Below are 18,640 nucleotides of genomic sequence, written 5' to 3'. Positions count from 1 at the left end.
TTGCAGGTTGTTGCCGAACGCGCCGTCAGCGGTCGCGAAGTGCCTGCGCTTCGGCGATGATCAGGCGCTTTTGGTCGGCGGTGAGGCCGCGGGTCGCGGGGGTTGCGGCGTAGGTCGCGAGGGCGTCGTACCGGGCGGAGCCGAGTAGTGACGCCATCGTGGCTTTCGCGTTGGCGGGCGCGTCCGAGGTGAAGATCAGGTGGGCCAGACCGGTTTGAGTGGCCACTAGCTCGAACGTCGACTCGGTGGCGCCGACCTTGATGACGTGGCGGCCGGCGGTTTCGTGGGCGAGGGCGATCGTCTGGCCGTTGGTGACCGGCTTGCCGTCGAGGGTGATGTCCTGCCGGGCTGCGCCGTCGACCGCGATGGTGACGGTCTGAGCGCGGTCGAACTTAGCGCCGGTGGCCGGGCTGAGGATCGTGGCCGTCGGGCGCTGCTTGAAGGCCGCGTTCCAGCCGGCGAGTTCGGCCGGGCGGTTGGTGATGATGCCGTCGACGTCCGCCTCTTCGAGGAACTTCCAGCTGGTGGCGTTGTCCACGGTCCACACGTTCACGGCGACGCCGGCTGCGTGCAGGTCCACCGCGATTCCGGGCCGCGTGCGGAAGGCGGCCTCGGACGGGTTGTACGCCGACAGGCCGAGGTCTTTCGCGATGGCGACCGGGTCGGCGTCGAGCGTGCTGCGCAGCAGGCCGAGCGGTAGCTCCGGGGCGAGCTCGCGCATCCAGCGCAGGTGCTGCGGCTCGAAGCTCTGCACGAACACCCGGCTGGCCATGCCTTTGGCGCGGATCTCGGTGACGATGCGCTCTACCTGGACCCTGGTATGCGGGCCCTTGACCTCGAGCAGGAGGTTGCCGCCGCGGGTCTTCAGGCCGTCGAGCTGGCTCGCCAGGGTCGGGACACGCTGGCCCGTGAAGGCGGGCGCGAACCACGAGCCCGCGTCGAGACCGGCGAGTTGGGCCGCGGTCAGACTGTTCACCGCGCCCGTGCCGTCGGTGGTGCGATCGACCGTGCCGTCGTGCATGATCACCGGCACGCCATCCTTGGACGGCTGTACGTCGTTCTCGATCCACTCGGCACCGGCACGGCGTGCGACCTCGTCGGAGGCGGCAGTGTTCTCCGGTACGGCGGAGGAGGCGCCGCGGTGTGCCCACACCCGCAGGGTCTCCCCCGGTTTGCGGACGAACGACTCGCGGCCGAGCGGCGTGACGGTGAGGTCGTCGAACGAGACGGTCGCGCCGTTGACGAACAACGCCTGCACGCCTTGCGGAGTGCGCTGCACCTGAGTGGTACGGAGGGCCTCGCGGCCGTCGACGTACCAGACGCCACGCGAACCGCGGACCTCGACGGCGACGCGCACCTCTTTGCCGGTGCCGACCTGGACAGGGGACGGGCCCGTGTTCGTGACATTCCAGGCGTTGGCGGTCGTACGCTGCGCGAACTCGAGGCCGTTCGCCGCGGTGGCGTTGTTGCGGATGGTCGCGATGGACCACGGCACGGCGCCACTCGGAGCGAGATCAAGGCCGAACGCCGTCCAGCGAGCGGCGTCGATGGCGGACTCGAACCGGAGGCGGGCCTCGATCCGGAAGTCGGCCAGCGGGGTGCCGAAGGTGATCCGGCTCTGCTGGCTCGAGCTGGTCGACGTACCGAGCAGGCGGCCGCCCTCGACTCGCCACGATCCTTCGGCCGCGGTCCAGCCGGCGGGGAGGCCGGGACCGTCGAACGTTTCGTTGATCGTCGGCGCTTCGGCGGTCTGCTGCGCGGTACTTGCGGCGGTTGCCGTGGTCTGGGTGGTTGAGACGGTGACTAGGGCGGTGGCGGTCGCAGCCAGCAGGGCGATGGCGGCGCGGAACCGGGGTCGGGCGGACGCTGTGGTGGTCATGGAGATCGACCGTAGGAAAATGACAACAACAGCGCTAGAGCTCGTCATGAATCAACGGCGAACTCTCAGGACGTCGAGGCTGATGCGCTCTCTGCCCAGTCGGTCAGCGGAAAACCGGGATCTGCAGCGTGCTGCCCGGCGTGACGTCGGTGGCGGCGGACAGACCGTTCAGATCGGCGATCTGCTCGACCACCATGCGCGGATCCTGACCGGGATTCGTCTCCTGAGCGATCGACCAGAGCGATTCGCCGGCACCGACCTGGACCGGCACCGTGCCGGCCATCTCCGGCACACCCGACCAGACACCGGCCACACGAAGCCCGAGCACCGCGACCGCCGCGCCGAAGACCAGCACCGACACGATCGTCAGCACCGCTTTGCCGCGCCTGGTCAACTGCAGCGCGGGCGGCTCGGCCACCGGCTGCGGCCCGACCTCGGCCCCGGCACACGCTCTCGCCGGCAGGCGCTCGGTACTGACGCCGTCGATCACTCGACGCCGACGCGCCCGTTTGGTGCCGTCGACATCCGGCGTTTGCGTGACCAACGCGACTGCGCTCATCGGATCCTCCAGACCTCGTCCTACGGTGTCGATCTCTGTCTACCGGGTGCCTCCGACAGTTTTCGTTCGAAGCACCTCGCTCGACCGGCCCGAACACCTGTTCGATCGAACGCCTGTACGAATGATTACCGAACAGCCGGTCCGGCGCAACCATCTCCGGTACCGACACGCCGGGTACAACAGCGCTGGATCGCGGTTTCATACCGCGACAGTCGAACAAACCAGCGAAGCGACACGCCTTCGAACAGATGTTTGAAGAATCTCAGAATTCGGTCTACGGTTTTAGCAGTCGACAAAGTCATGGCCGGCGGCGTTATCAGCCGGCCCGATCCGAGGAGGGGCCACGGATGGCCAGGACGCCGAGCGGTTCGAGCAGCGGTTCGCGCAAGGGCAGTGGTGCCGGCGCGAAGGGCGCGGACGACCAGACCGTGACCGAGCTGCCGGATGGGCCTGCCGACGCCACCGGCCTGACCCCGCGGCAGCGCCGGGTGCTGGATGTCATCCGGGATTCGGTCGACAGCCGGGGTTATCCACCCTCGATGCGCGAGATCGGCGAGAAGGTCGGACTGACCAGCTCGTCGTCGGTGTCGCACCAGCTCCGCGTGCTCGAGCAGAAGGGCCTGCTGCGCCGCGATCCGAACCGCCCGCGCGCCATCGAGGTCCGCTATCCGAACGAAGTGGCGGACGCCGCCCGTCGCGGTTCGGTCGCCTCGATCCGCCAAACGGCGTACGACGAGACCGGCGCGGGTGACGCCCACCCGGCCGCGGCGTACGTGCCGGTCGTCGGCCGGATCGCCGCCGGTGGCCCGATCCTGGCCGAGCAGCACATCGAAGAGGTCTTCCCGTTGCCCAGGGCAATGGTCGGCGAGGGCACCCTGTTCATGCTGCGGGTAAAGGGCGAATCGATGATCGAGGCCGCGATCTGCGATGGCGACTGGGTCGTCGTGCGGCAGCAGCCGACCGCGAACAACGGTGACATCGTGGCTGCGATGATCGACGGTGAGGCGACGGTCAAGACCTTCAAGAAGACGAAAAACGAGGTCTGGCTGCTACCACACAACCCGGCGTTCGAGCCCATCGACGGCACCGATGCGACCATCCTCGGAAAGGTCGTTACGGTTCTGCGGCGTGTCTGACATCTCAGACGCCGAGCAGAACCCGGGGAGTTCTGTCACGATAAAATCATGCCGACCGTTTATGACTTCAGCGCCACCCGCATCGAAGGTACCGAACAGTCCCTCGACGAGTTTCGCGACCAGGTCATACTGATCGTGAACACTGCCTCGCAGTGCACCTACACCCCTCAGTACACGGGACTGCAGAAGCTGTACAAGACGTACCGCAAGCAGGGCTTCACGGTGCTCGGATTCCCCTGCGACCAGTTCGCGCATGAGGAACCCGGTGACGAGAACGAGATCGCGAACTTCTGCTCGACGATCTACCACGTCACCTTCCCCATGTTCGCCAAGATCGAAGTGAACGGCTCCAGGACCCACCCGCTGTACAACTGGCTCAAGCGTGAGCAGGGTGGGCTCCTGGGCGGCCGGATCAAATGGAACTTCACCAAGTTCCTGATCGGCCGCGACGGCAAGGTGATCGGTCGCTATGCCCCGGCCAACACGCCGGAAAAGCTGACCGACAAGATCACCGCCGCCCTGGCCATTCAGCCGGCTCCCCGCGACTGACCACAGTCCCCACAACGCCCCCGAATCCTGGCCCCGCCCACCAGGCCATCCCTGCACTGCCAACCACGGTCCGCCCCACCGTCGGTTCGCTCATCCCCAAAAGGCCCGCCGCACCCTCCCGCCCGCCGCGGCGCCCTCCGACTTGAGAAGGCTGTCAGTGGGTTACTGAGCTGGGGTCGATGTCGAAGCGGAGGCCTCGCCAGACCGGGTGGCGGAGGCGGCCGTCGGCGGCCCAGCCTGAGTACGTGACTTCGGCGACGAGGAGCGGGTCGAGCCAGTGAGCCCGACGGCGGTCGCCTGTCGGGATGCTCTCCGGGTTGAAGGGCGGCTTGCTCACCTCGAGCTCGGCCAGTTCGGCCGACAAGATCTCGAGGGTGGCGAAGTCGAGGCCCGAGCCGACCTTCCCGATCAGCACCAGCTCGCCGTTCTCGTCGTACGAGCCGCAGTACAACGAGCCGATCCAACCTTCGCGATTGCCTTCCCCGGGATGCCAGCCGCACAGGATGACGTCGCGGGTAAGGACGTGCTTGACCTTGACCCAATCGGAGCTGCGCTTGCCGGGCAGATACCGCGATGCCCGGCGCTTGGCCACGACGCCTTCGAGGCCGGTCTCCCCCGAGGCGGCGAGAGCGTCCGCGCCATCGGTCCACGCGGGCGGCAACTCCCAGAACGGATCGTCCAGGTCGAGCGATTCGAGCAGCCCGCGCCGATCGTCGTACGTTGCCTCTAGCAACGACTGCCCGTCGACCGCGAGCAGATCGAAGAGCCGCACCGAGACCGGCACCTCCTTGATCAGATGCACCAGCTGACGCGGATCGCGAACGTGCATTCGCCTTTGCAGCAAGCCAAAGGACGGCGCGCCAGTCTCGTCAAGGGTCACGATCTCCCCATCGAGCAACAGCCTCTGACCACTAAGACCAGACAATTCGGGATAGCCCAACGTGACGTCACGCCCATTACGCGACCACAGGCGGCAGCCATCCGCGTCGACGTCTGCGATAACGCGAACGCCGTCCCACTTCATCTCGAACGCCCAACCGGACCCCTCGGGCAGCACGCCGGACACTGCCATCATCGGCAGCAGCGGCGGGTTGGACGAGGGCCCGGGCGTCATGTGTCCTGCAGCCGCTTCAGGGCGCCGAGGACCTTCTCGCGGTCGGCGGTGGCCCACATCGGTGGCAGCGAGGCCCGCAGGTAGCTGCCATACCTCGCGGTGACGATGCGCGGGTCGAGGATGGCGACCACCCCGCGATCCGTCGTACGGCGGATGAGGCGACCGGCGCCTTGCGCGAGCAACAGCGCGGCGTGGGTCGCGGCGACGGCCATGAACCCATTGCCACCGGCTTCGTCGACGGCTCGCTGCCGGGCGGCCATCAAGGGCTCATCCGGACGCGGGAACGGGACCCGGTCGATGATGACCAGGTTGCAGGTCGACCCCGGTACGTCGAGGCCCTGCCAAAGCGAAAGTGTGCCGAACAACGAGACCTCGGGGTCCGCCACGAACTCGCGGGACAACTCCCCCAACTGCGCGTCGCCTTGGCACAACACCCGCAGATCGGTCGCCTCGCGAACCGCCGCGGTCGCGGCCTCGGCGGCCCGGCGCGACGAGAACAACCCGAGCGTGCGCCCACCGGCCGCCGTGATCAGGTCGATGATCTCGGTGAATTGCTTCTGCCCGAGACCATCGCGATGTGGCGGCGGAAGATGCTTGGCCACATAGAGAATCCCCTGCTTCTCGTACTCGAAAGGCGAACCGACGTCGAGCCCACGCCAGGGCAGCGGCGCAACATCGGACTCAGGAGCAGAAACCTCCGGCAGCTCGTCATCGAGCTCGATCCGGTCGGACGGGCGGAGCCCCACCTGCCGGGCGATCGCGTCGAAGTCACCGCCGAGCGTGAGCGTGGCCGAGGTGAGCACCACTGTCCGGTCTCTCAGCAGCAGCTCGCGCAGTAGGCCGGCCACGGACAGCGGCGCGATCCGCAGCTCCCGGCCGAACCGGTCCCGGTCGACCAGCCAGACCACGTCCGCGGGGCTCAGCGCGGCAACGCGCTCGGCGACGTCGAAGATCTCCTTGACCGCACCCCGGCTCTGCCGTTTGGCGCCGTCGGGATCGTCGTCCTTGTCGTCGGACTTCTTGTTGAGATCGCTATACAACGCGCGGGCCGCATCCCGGACCAGGGCCGCCGCCTCCAGCACCTCCCCGTTCGACGCCTCGATCCGGCCTTCCCGCGTCTCGTCGAGCGCCGCACGCAGGGCGTCCGACGCGTCGGAGAGGTCGTCGACCTTGTCGTCGTCGGCAAAACGCCGAGACCGCTTGGCCGCGCGCTCGACCATCTGCGGGGATAGCTCGGCGCCGGCCGCACCCGTGACGCGGGCGGGCAGCTCATGCGCCTCGTCGATCACCACGACGTCGTGCTCCGGCAGCACGTTCTGGTTCTCGAAGGCGTCGATGGAGAGCAGGGCGTGGTTCGTGATGACGATGTCGGACTTGCGCGCGATCTCCTTCGACCGCTCCGCGAAGCACTCCTGGCCATACGGGCACTTCTGGACGCCGAGGCACTCCCGCGCGCTGATGGCGACCTGCTGCCAGGCCTGGTACTGGTGGCTGGGCGCGTGATCGCGGTCGCCTGCCTCGCCGTCCAGCAACTGCTGCTCGGCCCACTCGCGGAGCTCGATCACCTGCTGGCCGACCGGGCCGGCCGGCGGTACGTCGATGAGCATGCCGTCGTCGTCCGGCGCGCCCTCGCGGATGCGGTGCAGGCAGGCGTAGTTGTTCCGGCCTTTCTGAATCGCATACGTCGGGCGGCGGGGCAGCAGCTTCTCCGTGGCGTCGAGCAGGGCCGGCATGTCCCGGTCGACGAGCTGCGATTGCAGGGCCAGGGTCGCGGTCGAGACGACCACACGCTTGTCCTCGAGGGAATGCAGCAGGGCGGGCACCAGGTAGCCGAGCGACTTTCCGGTGCCGGTGCCGGCTTGCACCAGCAGATGCGACCCGTCGCTCATCGAGCCGGTCACGGCCTCGGCCATGGCGACCTGTCCCGGACGGCTCGTACCCCCCAAGCCGGCGACCGCGGCTTCCAGCAATTCCTGCACTTCGACGACCACCGGATAACCCTAGCCCGGATCACCGACAGTTCTCGCCAGGCCGCGGAACCCCTGTGGACAACAACGCGAAAGGGGCGGACCCAATGGGCCCGCCCCTCAGCGTGAACGACCTAGACGACGTGAACGACCTAGACGACCGCGCCGCGGTCGGGATCGAGGTCGCGGTCGCGCTGCTTGACCTTCACCCGCGGCGGCGGCGCCGGGTAGCGCTTCTCCAGCTCGATGAAGAGCGGGGTCGCCGTCAGGCTGGAGGAGTACGTACCGACCAGGATGCCGACCAGCAGCGCGAGGGCGAAGTCGGCCAGCGAATCGCCACCGAGGAACAGCAGGGCCGTCAGGATGAACAGCGTGGCGATACCGGTGTTGATCGTCCGGGGCAGCACGTTCATGATCGCGGTATCGGCCACGGCGGGCAGCGAATCCGTCGCCCGGGCGCTGCGCGTCTCGCGAATCCGGTCGAAGACGACCACCGTGTCGTTCACCGTATAACCGATGATCGTCAGCATCGCGGCCAGGAAGATGCCGTCGACCGGTTTGCCCAGCCAGGCGAACAGGCCGATCACGACGGCCACGTTCTGGATCAGGGCCAGCACCGCGCCCGCGCCGTACGTCCAGCGGAAGCGAATCGCCAGGTAGAGCAGCTGTGCGAGCAATGCCACGCCCAGTGCGATCAGCGCCTTGTTGCGCAGTTCGTCACCGAGGCTCGGGCCGATGCTCTCGTTGCGGATCAGCTGGGTACCGCCACCGATCTTCGAGATCTCGGAGCGGATCTTCTCGACCTCGTCAGCGCTGATCTCAGTGGTCCGGACGGTGATGTCATCCGGACCGGACCTCTGCACGATCGCTGCCGGGTAGCCCGCCTTGGAAACGGCCTCGCGGGCCTGGTCCGGGCTGATCTGCTGGGCGGTGCTCACCTCGAGCAGCCGGCCGCCGGTGAACTCGATACCCAGGTTGAGCCCGCGAATACCGACACCGGCCAGCGCCACGACGATCGCGGCCACGGTGATGAGCAACCAGCGACGGCTGTGTTTCATCAGGTCGGGACGACGGGTCTCGAGCCAGACGCGGACCTTGCCGTGACCGGCGATACCCGTCAGCGCCGGGCGGTTCTTCACCACCTTGAGGGACACGATGAACTCGGACACCACCCGGCTGACCACCAGCGCGGACAGCATCGAGGCGATCACACCGATGCTCAGGGTGACACCGAAACCACGGACCGGGCCTGCGGCGAGGAAGAACAGCAGCCCGGCCGCCAGCAAGGTGGTGATGTTCGAGTCGGCGATGGCGGACAGCGCGTTGGAGAAACCGCTGCGCAGCGAACGCAACAACCCCTCGGTCCGGCCTTCGGTGTAGTCCTCCCGGGCTCTCTCGAAGACCAGCACGTTCGCGTCGACGGCCATACCGATGGCGAGCACGAAACCGGCCAGACCCGGCAGGGTCAGGGTGGCACCGAGCGCGACCAGAGCGGCGTACGACATGGCGGCGTAGGCGATCAGGCCGATCACGGCCGCCACGCCGACCAGGCGGTAGACGAAGATGATGAAGATCGCGGTCAGCGCGACACCGATGATGCCGGCCCACGCACTGGCCTCGATCGCGTCCTTACCCAGCGACGGACCGACCGTGCTCGACGCCGCCTCCTTGACCGGCAGCGGCAGCGCGCCGCCCTCGATCAGGGCGGCCAGGTCCTTGGCCTGGGTCTCGGTGAACGAGCCCGTGATAGTGCTTCGGCCGCCGCCGATACCGATGTTGCAGAGTTGCGTCCCACCCTGGGGATCGACCTGCGGCGCGGAGATGACGGAGTTGTCCAGCACGATCGCGACCTGGCGCTTCGGGGCGCCGACCGGCTCGCAGGCCGCCTTACCGGTGATCTGGGCCCAGATCTTGCCGCCGTCGCCCTTGAAGTTCATCTCGACGAACCAGCCGGCGCCCAGGTTCTGCGGATCGATCAGGCCGCTGGCGCTTTCGACCAGTTCACCGGTCATAGCCGGCTTGGCCAGTCGCAGGACGCCCTGACCGTCATCACTGTCCAGGTAGAGCTCACCCGCTGCGGGCTTGGCCGGCTTCGCCTGGACGATGTCGAGAACCTCGTGGAATGTCAGCTGAGCCTGCTGGCCGATCAGCTTGGCCGCCTCGCGCGGGTCCTGCACGCCGGGCAGCTCCACGATGATCCGGTTCTCACCCTGCTGGGTCACGGTCGACTCGGCGATACCGAGCGCGTTCACCCGCCGGTTGATCACGTCGACCGCCTTGGCGGTGTTCTCGGCGTTGGCCTTGACCGTCGGCGAGTCCTGCGTCTCGAGAATGATCTGGGCGCCACCGCGCAGATCGAGACCGAGTTTGGGGTCCTCCGTCGTCATGACGAAAGCCGAGGCTCCGAGCACGATCAGTGCGAACAAAGCCCGGAACAGAGACGCGCGGTTCACTAACATCCTCCCGGATGTCGACGGTGGGTCACCCATCGGCAGGCGGACAGCCGGTGCGGGAACGCACAGTGTACGAGGCACCTGGGCCGCGACCACAACCTGACCATCAGAGCGAAAAGGCTTGGTGGTGCCAGCGGCACCAGAAGTCATTGACGCGTCAGGCGGGCGCGGCCTAACTTTCGAGCCAGCTCACCGCGTGATCACGCGAGGACTGAGTGTGATCGCCTGTCCGCCCGGCAGGCGACCGTTCCCTGAGGAGGAACATGCACCGCCGAATCCGCCTGACATTGGCCGCGAGCATCGTGCCGGCCATCGCCCTCACTGCCGCCACCGCCGGGACCGCAGGCGCCGCCACCGCCGCGGACCCTGGCAGCGGCCGCATCATTCTCGTCCAGCCCGCGCCCGCCGAAAAGGGTGTCTCGGCCGTCAAGGGCAGCTACATCGTCGAACTGCGCCAGGGTGCCAAGGCGCTGTCGATGAAGAGCTCGCTCGGGATCAAGCCGCAGCACGAGTACAAGTCGGCCGTGACCGGCTTCGCCGCGAACCTGACGGCAGGCCAGCTCGCCGCCCTGCAGCGCAACCCGGACGTGGTCGCGATCTCCGAGAACGTGTACATGGAGAAGGTCGTCGACGCCACCCAGGTCAACCCGCCGTCGTGGGGTATCGACCGGATCGACCAGCGCAACCTGCCGCTGTCGGCGTCGTACACCTACACCCGTACCGGTACCGGGGTGCACGCCTACATCATCGACTCCGGGATCGACCCGAACCACTCGCAGTTCGGCGGTCGCGCGACGTTCGACTTCAACGGCATCGACAGCAACAACACCGACTGCAACAGCCATGGCACCCACGTGGCGGGCACGATCGGCTCGGCGCTGTACGGCGTCGCGAAGAACGTTCGCCTGCACGGGGTCAAGTGGTTGAACTGCAGCGGCGGTGGCACTGCTGCCGCGGCTATAGCAGCTGTGGACTGGGTGACCGCCAACGCGATCAAGCCGGCCGTCGCGAACGCCTCCTGGAACTGGAGCGCCAACTCGACGCTGGAGACCTCACTGCGCCGCATGATCAGCTCCGGGGTCTTCCTGGCCGCGTCGGCCGGTAACACCGGTGCCAACTCGTGTGACCGGCTGCCGCGCAAGATCGAGACCGCGCTCGTCACGGCGTCCTCGACCCGCACTGACGCCCGTGCGTCGTCCTCGAGCACAGGCGCCTGTGTCGACGTCTACGCGCCGGGCGACTCCATCAGGTCCACGCTCCCCGGTGGTGGCAACGGCCTCAAGAGCGGTACGTCGATGGCGACGCCGCACGTCGCCGGTGTGGCCGCGCTCTACCTGCAGACCAGCCCGTCCGCCACTCCGGCGACGGTCAAGAGCTACATCGAGACCAACGCCACCCCGAACAAGGTGTCGGGTGGTGGCACCGGCGGGACCGTGAACCGCCTGCTGTTCTCTAACGGCCTCTAGTCCAGGGGCACTTAGAGGGCCTGTACGCCGGGACCGCCCTCCCGGCGTACAGGCCCGCTCCGGTTCCATCGACAGGTGAGGATCCGCTGTGCAGAAGCACCAGGAACCAGCCCGGAAAGTCGAGCGAATCAAGATCGGCCCGAAACCGGCCCGTCTCCAGGCCAAGCCACGGCAGCAGTGGCGTCAGTTGTTGCCGCCGGCCCCTTCTTCCAGAGTGACCTCGTCCAGGCCGTGCTCGATGGCGTAGCGCACCAGTTCGGCCCGGTTGTGCAGCTGGAGTTTGCGCAGCGTGTTCTGGACGTGGTTCTCGACCGTGCGGTGGGACAGCACCAGGCGCGCGGCGATCTGCTTCGCGGTCAGCCCGCGCGCCACCAGGCGGAGCACCTCGGTCTCCCGTTCGGTCAGCTGCGGCGCCTTCGGTTCGGCCTCGATCCGGTGGTACTCCCCCAACAGCAGTCCGGCAAGACCCGCACTGAAAACGGCATCACCTTCGCCGGTACGTCGGACAGCGTCGTCGAACTCGTCGAGGGATGCCGACTTGACCAGATATCCCGAGGCGCCGTTCTTCACCGCAGCCAGTACGTCGGTCTGTTCGGCACTCGCCGAGAGCACGAGTACGCGGGTGTCGGGCAGGGCCGCGGTGATCTCGCGGGTCGCGTCCACCCCGGAGCCGGCGCCGAGCTGGAGGTCCATCACCACCACGTCGGGCCGGGTGGCCAGGGCGATCCGGACGGCGCTCGGCGAGTCCGAGGCGGTCGCGCACACGTCGTACCCGCGACTGCCCAGATCCCGCGCGACGCCTTCGCGCCACATCGGATGGTCGTCCACGATCATCACCCGGGTCATCGACTGTCCGGCGTGGAAACCCCGTCCTTCAGGGCGGGGAGGAAACGCCGGTCCCTCCTTTCAAGGATTGTCGGAGGCGTCGGGTAGGTTTTGCGGTGCTGGCCTGCGATAACCAAGCGACCGGCACCAGCAAGACAGTTGGACCTTGTAGTGACTGCGGCCGGGCGGGCCGTGGCAGCGCGGTGAGCCTTCTTGCGCAGTTGGGCACGGCTAAGATCCGCGAACCTCATCTCGCTACCTCCGGGTAGTGGGGTGGAATCCCCCGCCTCCAGGCGGAGGAGGACGTCAACTCCCATTCGGTACCTTTGCCTCCCATTCGGTACCTTCGCCGGGCGCGGTCCGGACCTCGGCACTTCCACCGAGGTCCGCGATCCGGCCGCGGATGGACTGACTCACGCCGAGGTGGCCCTCGGCAACGGCTTGCTCGAGCCGCTCCGGCGTCGTACCGCGGCCGTTGTCGCGGACGGACAGCAGCACCTCGCCGGGTAGATCCTCGACCACGATCCAGGCCTTCGCACCCGGACCCGCGTGGTTCCGTACGTTGCCGAGGGCTTCGTTGACCACGGCAACCAGTTCGTGGCCGGTATGCGCCGGGACGAGCACTTGGCCGGCCGGTACGACCACGTCGACCGAGGTGGTGGCCAAGGGCAACAAAAGCGCGCAGAGGTCGACCGTACCCCGCTCCGCCACGGTGGCACGGCCCGTCATCAAGGTGCGCAGGGCGACTTCCTGCTCGGCGGCGAGGTCGGCCAGCTCGGCGCCTTCGCCGCCCATCGCCCGGCCGCGCCGCTGGACCTGCGCGAGCACCTGCAGGACGCCGTCGTGGATCGACCGGCTGAGGCGGATCCGCTCGGTCGCGGCGGCCTCGGCCGCGATGGCCTCGCGCAATCGGGTACTCGCGCGCCGGGTGGTGGTCGCGGCGTACCCGACGACGAGTCCGGCGACCAGCAGGAGTTGTACGGCGTTGAGCACGCGGCCCCATTGGCCCGGCCCGACGAGTACCACCAAGGTGAGGCTGATCGCGAGCGCACCGAGCAGGCCGCCATCCCGCCCGCGGGCGATCGCCAGCGCGATGACCGGGCCCGCCACCCAGACCGAGGTGAGCACGGAGGCGCCGTTCTGGATGTGCGCGAGCGGTTGGGCCAGCATCGTGCCCGCCATACAAGCGGCGGTCACGGCCAGGTCCAGTACGGCGAAGCGGGTGTTGTGTCGGCCCCAGCTGCGGCTGTAGCCGATCGAGACCACGACGGTCCACGCCGCCATCACCGCCAGCAGCACGATCGCGCCTGTGGGCCTGTATAGCCCGCTCCAGCGCGTGTAAACGCCTAGACAGGCAAAGAACCACGTGATGACCCGAAAGACCACCAGTGCGCGCCAGAGCGGTCTTACGAGGTCCGTGGAGGTCATGGCAGCAGTCTGCCGCAGGGGAAAGGCCGTCAAGAGAGTAGTAATACCCAGGGCGCGCCGGAAATCTTGCGGGTGAATGCCCGGGAAATACCACCGACAACGTTGGACAGGTTGGTTCGGAGCTCTTCAACCCCGGGGTTTTCCGCCGTACTGTGCGGGAATTATGAACACGCTCGGGGGATGGCAGAGTCACGCGCCGTCACATGGTCCGTGACCGCTACGAGCAGCGGGAGGCACTGTGCGTAAAGCAGCGGCTGGGCTCTTCAGCCTGGCGTTGGCCACATCGGTCGGACTGGGAGCGGCCTCGAACGGCGTCGCGGCACCACCGCGAGACACCGGGCCGGCCGGTGTCGCCGCCGAGAAGGCAGGCCCGGACGAATTACCCAGTCCGTTGGAGGACAAGCGGCGGGACCTGCGCGAGCGGGCGCTGACCTCATTGCTGAACGGCAAGGGCAAAGTCGAAGAACGCAACGGCAGCAAGGTGATGAAAGTCGGCGAGAAGGCCGGCGGACGGAATGCCAAGGGCGTCAAGAACAAGGCCGGCAAGGTCGACCAGTACGTCGAATTGCAGCGCGAGAAGTCCGACCGGATCTTCGTCGTACTGGCCGAATTCGGCAACGACCGGCACCCGAGCTATCCCGACGTCGATATCGCACCGGCGATCCCGGGCCCGGCGACCTTCGAAGGCCCGCTGCACAACGCGATCCCGGAACCGGACCGCACGGTCGACAACTCGACCGTCTGGCAGGCCGACTACAACCGGGCGCACTACGACAACCTGTACTTCGGCGTCGGCGCGAAGGCCGAAACCGTCAAGACGTACTACGAGAAGCAGTCCTCGGGCCGCTACACCGTTGATGGCAAAGTCACCGACTGGGTGAAGGTGCCGTTCAACGAGGCGCGGTACGGCCGGTCGAACGGCTTCCCGTGTGACGGCAACGTCTGCAGCAACACCTGGCTGCTCGTGCGTGACGCGGTCAACCAGTGGGTCCTGGACCAGAAGGCCGGGGGCCGAACGACGGCCGAGATCACGGCCGAGCTGAAGACCTTCGACCAGTGGGACCGTTACGACTTCAACGGAAACGGCAACTTCAACGAGCCCGACGGCTACATCGACCACTTCCAGATCGTGCACTCCGGTGGCGACCAGGCGGACGGTGACCCGCAACAGGGTGAGGACGCGATCTGGTCGCACCGCTGGTACGTGCAGACCACCCCGATCGGTGGCGGCGGCCCGGCCGGCAACCCGCTCGGCGGCACGCAGGCCGGTGACACGGGCCTGTGGATCGGCGACTACACGATTCAGCCGGAGAACGGCGGCATCTCGGTCTTCGCGCACGAGTACGCCCACGACCTCGGTCTGCCCGACCACTACGACACGTCCGGCCCGGCGATCGAGAACAGCGTCAACTGGTGGACGATCATGGCGCAGAGCCGGGTGAACGCCAAGAAGGACGGCGGTCTCGGTGAGCGTGCGGCCGACCTCGGCGCGTGGGACAAGTTGCAGCTCGGCTGGCTCGACTACGAGATCGTGCTGGCAGGCCAGAACCGCACGCTGGAGCTGGGCCCGCACGAGTACAACACCGCGAAGGCGCAGGGCCTGGTCGTCGTACTGCCGGACAAGGAGGTCACCCGCGACCTCGTCGCCCCGTACGCCGGTTCGAAGAGCTGGTGGAGTGGATCCGGCAACTCGTTCAGCCACACCATGTCGCGGCAGGTCACGTTGCCCGCAGGCGCGCCATCCCTGACGTTCCAGGCGAACTGGGACATCGAGGACTGCGGCAGCACCGCATGCGACTACGCGTACGTCGAGGTGGACTCCGGCAGCGGCTACCAGCCGATCGCCGGCAGCATCACCAACGCCGCCGAGGGCAACAGCATCGACGGTACGTCGCCGGGCTGGGTGCCGGCCACGTTCGACCTGTCGGCGTACGCCGGTCAGACGATCGGCCTGCGCTTCCGGTACGACACGGACCCGGCGGTCGAGGGCAAGGGCTTCTTCGCCGACGAGATCACGGTGACCGGTGGCGCCGGCCAGGTGTTCACCTCGGGTGCCGAGGCCACGCCGGAAGGCTGGACGCTGAACGGCTTCAGCTCGGTCGGCGCGACCACCACCACCCTGCACGACAACTTCTACCTCGCGTCGCACATCAACTACGTCTCGTACGACAAGTACCTGAAGACGGGGCCGTACAACTTCGGCTTCCTGAACACCAAGCCGGACTGGGTCGAGCACTTCCCGTACCAGGACGGTCTGCTGATCTGGTACTGGGACACCTCGCGGGGTGACAACAACACCAACGAGCACCCGGGTGAGGGCCTGGTCCTGCCGGTCGACTCCCACCCGGTGCCGATCAACCGGATCGACGGCACGCTCTGGCGCCCGCGCGTTGGTGGGTACGACGCTCCGTTCGGGCTGGAGAAGGCGGACTCGTTCACGTTGCACTTCAACGGTCAGCCGAGCTACATCCGCGGCCAGGCGGCTGTCTCGACGTTCAACGACAGCAAGCAGTTCTGGTTCCCGGAGCAGCCGATGGCGGGTGTGAAGATCCCGAACAACGGCGTCAACATCAAGGTGCTCGACCGGAAGGGCACCACGATGAAGGTGCGAGTCTCGTCCCGTAACTGATCATCTGGGCATGAAGAAGCGGGCCTCGGTCATCCGGGGCCCGCTTCTTCTTGTTGCTTAGAGTGCGGCGCTGACGTGGAAGGGAGCGAGCTCCCCGGCCAGGTCGGCGTGCACGCGTGCGCTCAGGCGAGTGCCGTCGCCGGTGTGCTCGAGCTGGTCGACCGTGCCCTCGGAGTGCACCCGGGAGACCAGGTCACCACGGTCATACGGCACCAGGGCCTCGATGGTGACGTCCGGCTGGGGCAGCTTCGCCTCGATCAGCCGCCTCAGCTCCTCGATCCCCTCGCCGGTTCGCGCGGAGACCACGATGCTGTCGCGCTCCCGGCGCTGCAACGGCACCAGTGCCATGGGGTCGGCGGTGTCGGACTTGTTGATCACGACGATCTCCCTGACGTCGGAAGCGCCGATCTCGGCCAGCACCACCCGCACCGCGGCGATCTGGGCCATCGGGTCCGGGTGCGACCCGTCCACCACGTGCAGCAGCAGGTCCGAGTCGGCGACCTCCTCCAGCGTGGAGCGGAACGCCTCGACGATGTCGTGCGGCAAGTGCCGAACGAACCCGACGGTGTCGGTGAACGTGTAAACCCGTCCATCGGCCGTCGTCGTACGCCGGGTGGTCGGATCCAGCGTCGCGAACAACGCGTCCTCGACCAGCACGCCAGCGCCGGTCAGCTTGTTCAGCAGGCTCGACTTGCCGGCGTTGGTGTATCCCGCGATGGCCACCGACGGGATCGAGTTGCGGCGTCGTTCCTGCCGCATCGTCGTCCGGGTGCCCTTGAGCGCGGAGAGCTCCTTGCGCAGCTTCGCGATCTTGGTGTTGATCCGGCGCCGATCGGTCTCGATCTTGGTCTCACCGGGACCACGGCCACCGATACCGCCACCGGCCGCACCGACCCGTCCACCGGCCTGGCGGGACAGGCTCTCGCCCCAACCACGCAGGCGCTGCTTCATGTACTGCAGCTGGGCCAGCTCGACCTGGGCCTTGCCCTCCTTGCTCTTCGCGTGCTGCGCGAAGATGTCCAGGATGAGCGCGGTCCGGTCGACCACCTTGACCTTGAGCTTGTCCTCGAGGTTCCTCAGCTGCGCCGGGGCCAACTCGCCGTCAGCGATCACCGTGTCGGCGCCTAGGGCGGCCACGAGGTTGCGGAGGTCTGCCACCTTGCCGCTACCGATGAAGGTCGCGGCGTCCGGCTTCTTGCGGCGCTGGATCACGCCGTCGAGGACCTCGGAGCCGGCGGTCTCGGCTAGCAGCTTGAGCTCGGCGAGCGAGTTCTCGGCGTCCTCGGCAGAGCCTTCGGTCCAAACGCCTACCAGAACGACGCGCTCGAGCAGCAGCTTGCGGTACTCGACCTCGCTGATGTCCTCGAGCTCGGTGGACATCCCCACCACGCGGCGAAGCGCCTGGCGCTCCTCGAGCTCAAGCCCCTCGATCCCGGGGGCGTCCCGCTCATCGCGCTCGTCTAGGTCATCTCGCTCGCCGAGTTCGTCGTCTTCCACGACGTTATCGAGCGCGTCGTCGAGGTCCGCTTCCACCTCGGCCCCGGTGTCATCCAGGTCCAGGTCGGTGTCATAAGAGTTCGGTTGCGTCGTCATATACCTTCCATCGTGGCACGGGCCGACCGTCCGGGCGACCCAATTCCAGGCCTACGCCCAGAAGCCCACCATCCCACCGCCTCCCCCAAACAGGAACAGACCGCGCCCAGCAGGCTCCCTTTCCAACGCGGCTGAGCGGCGGAGAATTCCCGACCACGCGCGCGTCTGCTCACTCCCCGCGACCACCTACCCCCGGTTGCGTTGATTCGTCTGCATCCGCTCGCCCCTTCCCGCGGCGGGTACGCGTGGAAGCGGACGTAGGCGGGCGGATTCGGACGAATCAACGCTAGAGGCCTGCCCGGAATCAGCCTTCGAGCCGGGGTCTTTTGGTGGGCACCCGTCCCCCTGAGTCTTCCGAATTGTCAGGCCGGCCCGGGCCGCGTCAAGGGCTTCATCGGCTACCGCCGACGCTAACGCGCCCTTGACCCACCCCGAACCGGCCAAAGGCAGCGGGCTATCAGGGGGACGGGTGAAGTCTGACCGGGTGTGGTCTGCGTGGCGCTGCCGCGTCGAGCGGTGCCGTCACGGATGGTCGGCGCCGCAGCTTCCCGAGCGGACTGGACGTTTTCGGCCCCTGAAAACGTCCAGTCCGCTCAGGAAGATGCGACCGGCCGCCGAGATGCGTCAAGTCGTCGGTTTTCCGGGCTGATCGTCCCGCGGACCGCCAGCACTACACAACCCACGCCTGAAACCTTTCAAGCAGGCGTAATCGGGACTTGTGTAGTGCTGGCCGTCCGCGGCGGACCTGCACGACCACACGAGACCCCGGCAAGGCGCGTTTCTGCAGAAAACCGGCCGTCGTGTGGGCCTGCACGTCCGCGACCGACCGCCAGGTCCACAAACCGACCGAGCAAACGCGACCACCCGCGGCAGACCGACGCGCAGGCGCGGCAAACCCTCCCGCAGCACAGACGAATGACCAGATGCGACCACTCGCGGGCAGAGACCTCGCGCCGGCACAGACGAATGACCAGGACGCGCAGCTCGCGGGCAGACGTCTTGCGGCAGCACAGAACGAGTGACCAGACGCGACCACTCGCGG

The 18,640-nt window shown here is 67.5% G+C and carries 12 protein-coding genes; 4 read left to right on the top strand and 8 right to left on the bottom strand.

All coding sequences use genetic code 11. The features are described from left to right. Positions 1 to 25: 25 nt before the first annotated feature. Both OG394_RS39870 and OG394_RS39865 read right to left on the bottom strand, forming a co-directional pair. A complete protein-coding gene (locus OG394_RS39870; protein ID WP_328992574.1) occupies positions 26 to 1,879 on the bottom strand; it encodes a glycerophosphodiester phosphodiesterase in 1,854 nt (617 codons plus the stop codon). 103 nt (positions 1,880 to 1,982) lie between these two features. Then, the gene (locus tag OG394_RS39865; protein ID WP_328992573.1) at positions 1,983 to 2,438 is read right to left on the bottom strand and encodes a LysM peptidoglycan-binding domain-containing protein; all 456 of its coding nucleotides are present in this window, start codon (positions 2,436 to 2,438) and stop codon (positions 1,983 to 1,985) included. A gap of 347 nt (positions 2,439 to 2,785) precedes the next feature. On the opposite strand from OG394_RS39865, the gene lexA reads away from it, so the two are divergent. Continuing rightward, positions 2,786 to 3,574: a transcriptional repressor LexA gene (lexA, locus tag OG394_RS39860; protein ID WP_328992572.1), complete on the top strand. Its 789-nt coding sequence runs from the start codon at positions 2,786 to 2,788 to the stop codon at positions 3,572 to 3,574. A 48-nt stretch (positions 3,575 to 3,622) separates the two neighbouring features. Then, the gene (locus OG394_RS39855; protein ID WP_328992571.1) at positions 3,623 to 4,123 is read left to right on the top strand and encodes a glutathione peroxidase; all 501 of its coding nucleotides are present in this window, start codon (positions 3,623 to 3,625) and stop codon (positions 4,121 to 4,123) included. 154 nt (positions 4,124 to 4,277) lie between these two features. Here the strand turns inward: OG394_RS39855 and ligD are convergent, their stop codons facing one another. From ligD to secD, 3 genes are all read right to left on the bottom strand, one after another. After that, on the bottom strand, positions 4,278 to 5,237 hold the full coding sequence (gene ligD / locus OG394_RS39850; RefSeq protein ID WP_328992570.1) for a non-homologous end-joining DNA ligase: 960 nt from the start codon (positions 5,235 to 5,237) through the stop codon (positions 4,278 to 4,280). Further along, positions 5,234 to 7,216, bottom strand: coding sequence for an ATP-dependent DNA helicase (locus tag OG394_RS39845; protein ID WP_442914322.1), 1,983 nt, complete (start codon positions 7,214 to 7,216; stop codon positions 5,234 to 5,236). Before OG394_RS39845 ends, ligD begins: the two co-directional genes overlap by 4 nt. 140 nt (positions 7,217 to 7,356) lie before the next feature. Beyond that, positions 7,357 to 9,663, bottom strand: a complete 2,307-nt coding sequence (secD, locus tag OG394_RS39840; RefSeq protein ID WP_328992569.1) for a protein translocase subunit SecD — start codon at positions 9,661 to 9,663, stop codon at positions 7,357 to 7,359. A gap of 257 nt (positions 9,664 to 9,920) precedes the next feature. On the opposite strand from secD, the gene OG394_RS39835 reads away from it, so the two are divergent. Further along, positions 9,921 to 11,123 (top strand): S8 family peptidase, encoded by a 1,203-nt coding sequence (locus OG394_RS39835; protein WP_328992568.1) that lies wholly within the window; start codon positions 9,921 to 9,923, stop codon positions 11,121 to 11,123. A gap of 183 nt (positions 11,124 to 11,306) precedes the next feature. Here the strand turns inward: OG394_RS39835 and OG394_RS39830 are convergent, their stop codons facing one another. Both OG394_RS39830 and macS read right to left on the bottom strand, forming a co-directional pair. After that, complete coding sequence (locus OG394_RS39830) at positions 11,307 to 11,969, bottom strand: response regulator transcription factor (RefSeq protein ID WP_328992567.1); 663 nt, start codon at positions 11,967 to 11,969, stop codon at positions 11,307 to 11,309. A gap of 285 nt (positions 11,970 to 12,254) precedes the next feature. Next, positions 12,255 to 13,376: a MacS family sensor histidine kinase gene (macS, locus tag OG394_RS39825; protein WP_328992566.1), complete on the bottom strand. Its 1,122-nt coding sequence runs from the start codon at positions 13,374 to 13,376 to the stop codon at positions 12,255 to 12,257. Between the two features lie 238 nt (positions 13,377 to 13,614). On the opposite strand from macS, the gene OG394_RS39820 reads away from it, so the two are divergent. Then, positions 13,615 to 16,005 (top strand): immune inhibitor A domain-containing protein, encoded by a 2,391-nt coding sequence (locus tag OG394_RS39820; RefSeq protein ID WP_328992565.1) that lies wholly within the window; start codon positions 13,615 to 13,617, stop codon positions 16,003 to 16,005. Between the two features lie 57 nt (positions 16,006 to 16,062). Here OG394_RS39820 and hflX read toward each other — a convergent pair whose 3' ends face one another. Continuing rightward, positions 16,063 to 17,598 (bottom strand): GTPase HflX, encoded by a 1,536-nt coding sequence (hflX, locus tag OG394_RS39815; protein WP_328992564.1) that lies wholly within the window; start codon positions 17,596 to 17,598, stop codon positions 16,063 to 16,065. Positions 17,599 to 18,640: the final 1,042 nt, after the last annotated feature.

The sequence above is a fragment of the Kribbella sp. NBC_01245 genome (assembly GCF_036226525.1).
GTDB lineage: Bacteria > Actinomycetota > Actinomycetes > Propionibacteriales > Kribbellaceae > Kribbella.
Note: the sequence above shows the minus strand (reverse complement) of the source record. Positions and strands in the feature narration are given on the sequence as shown.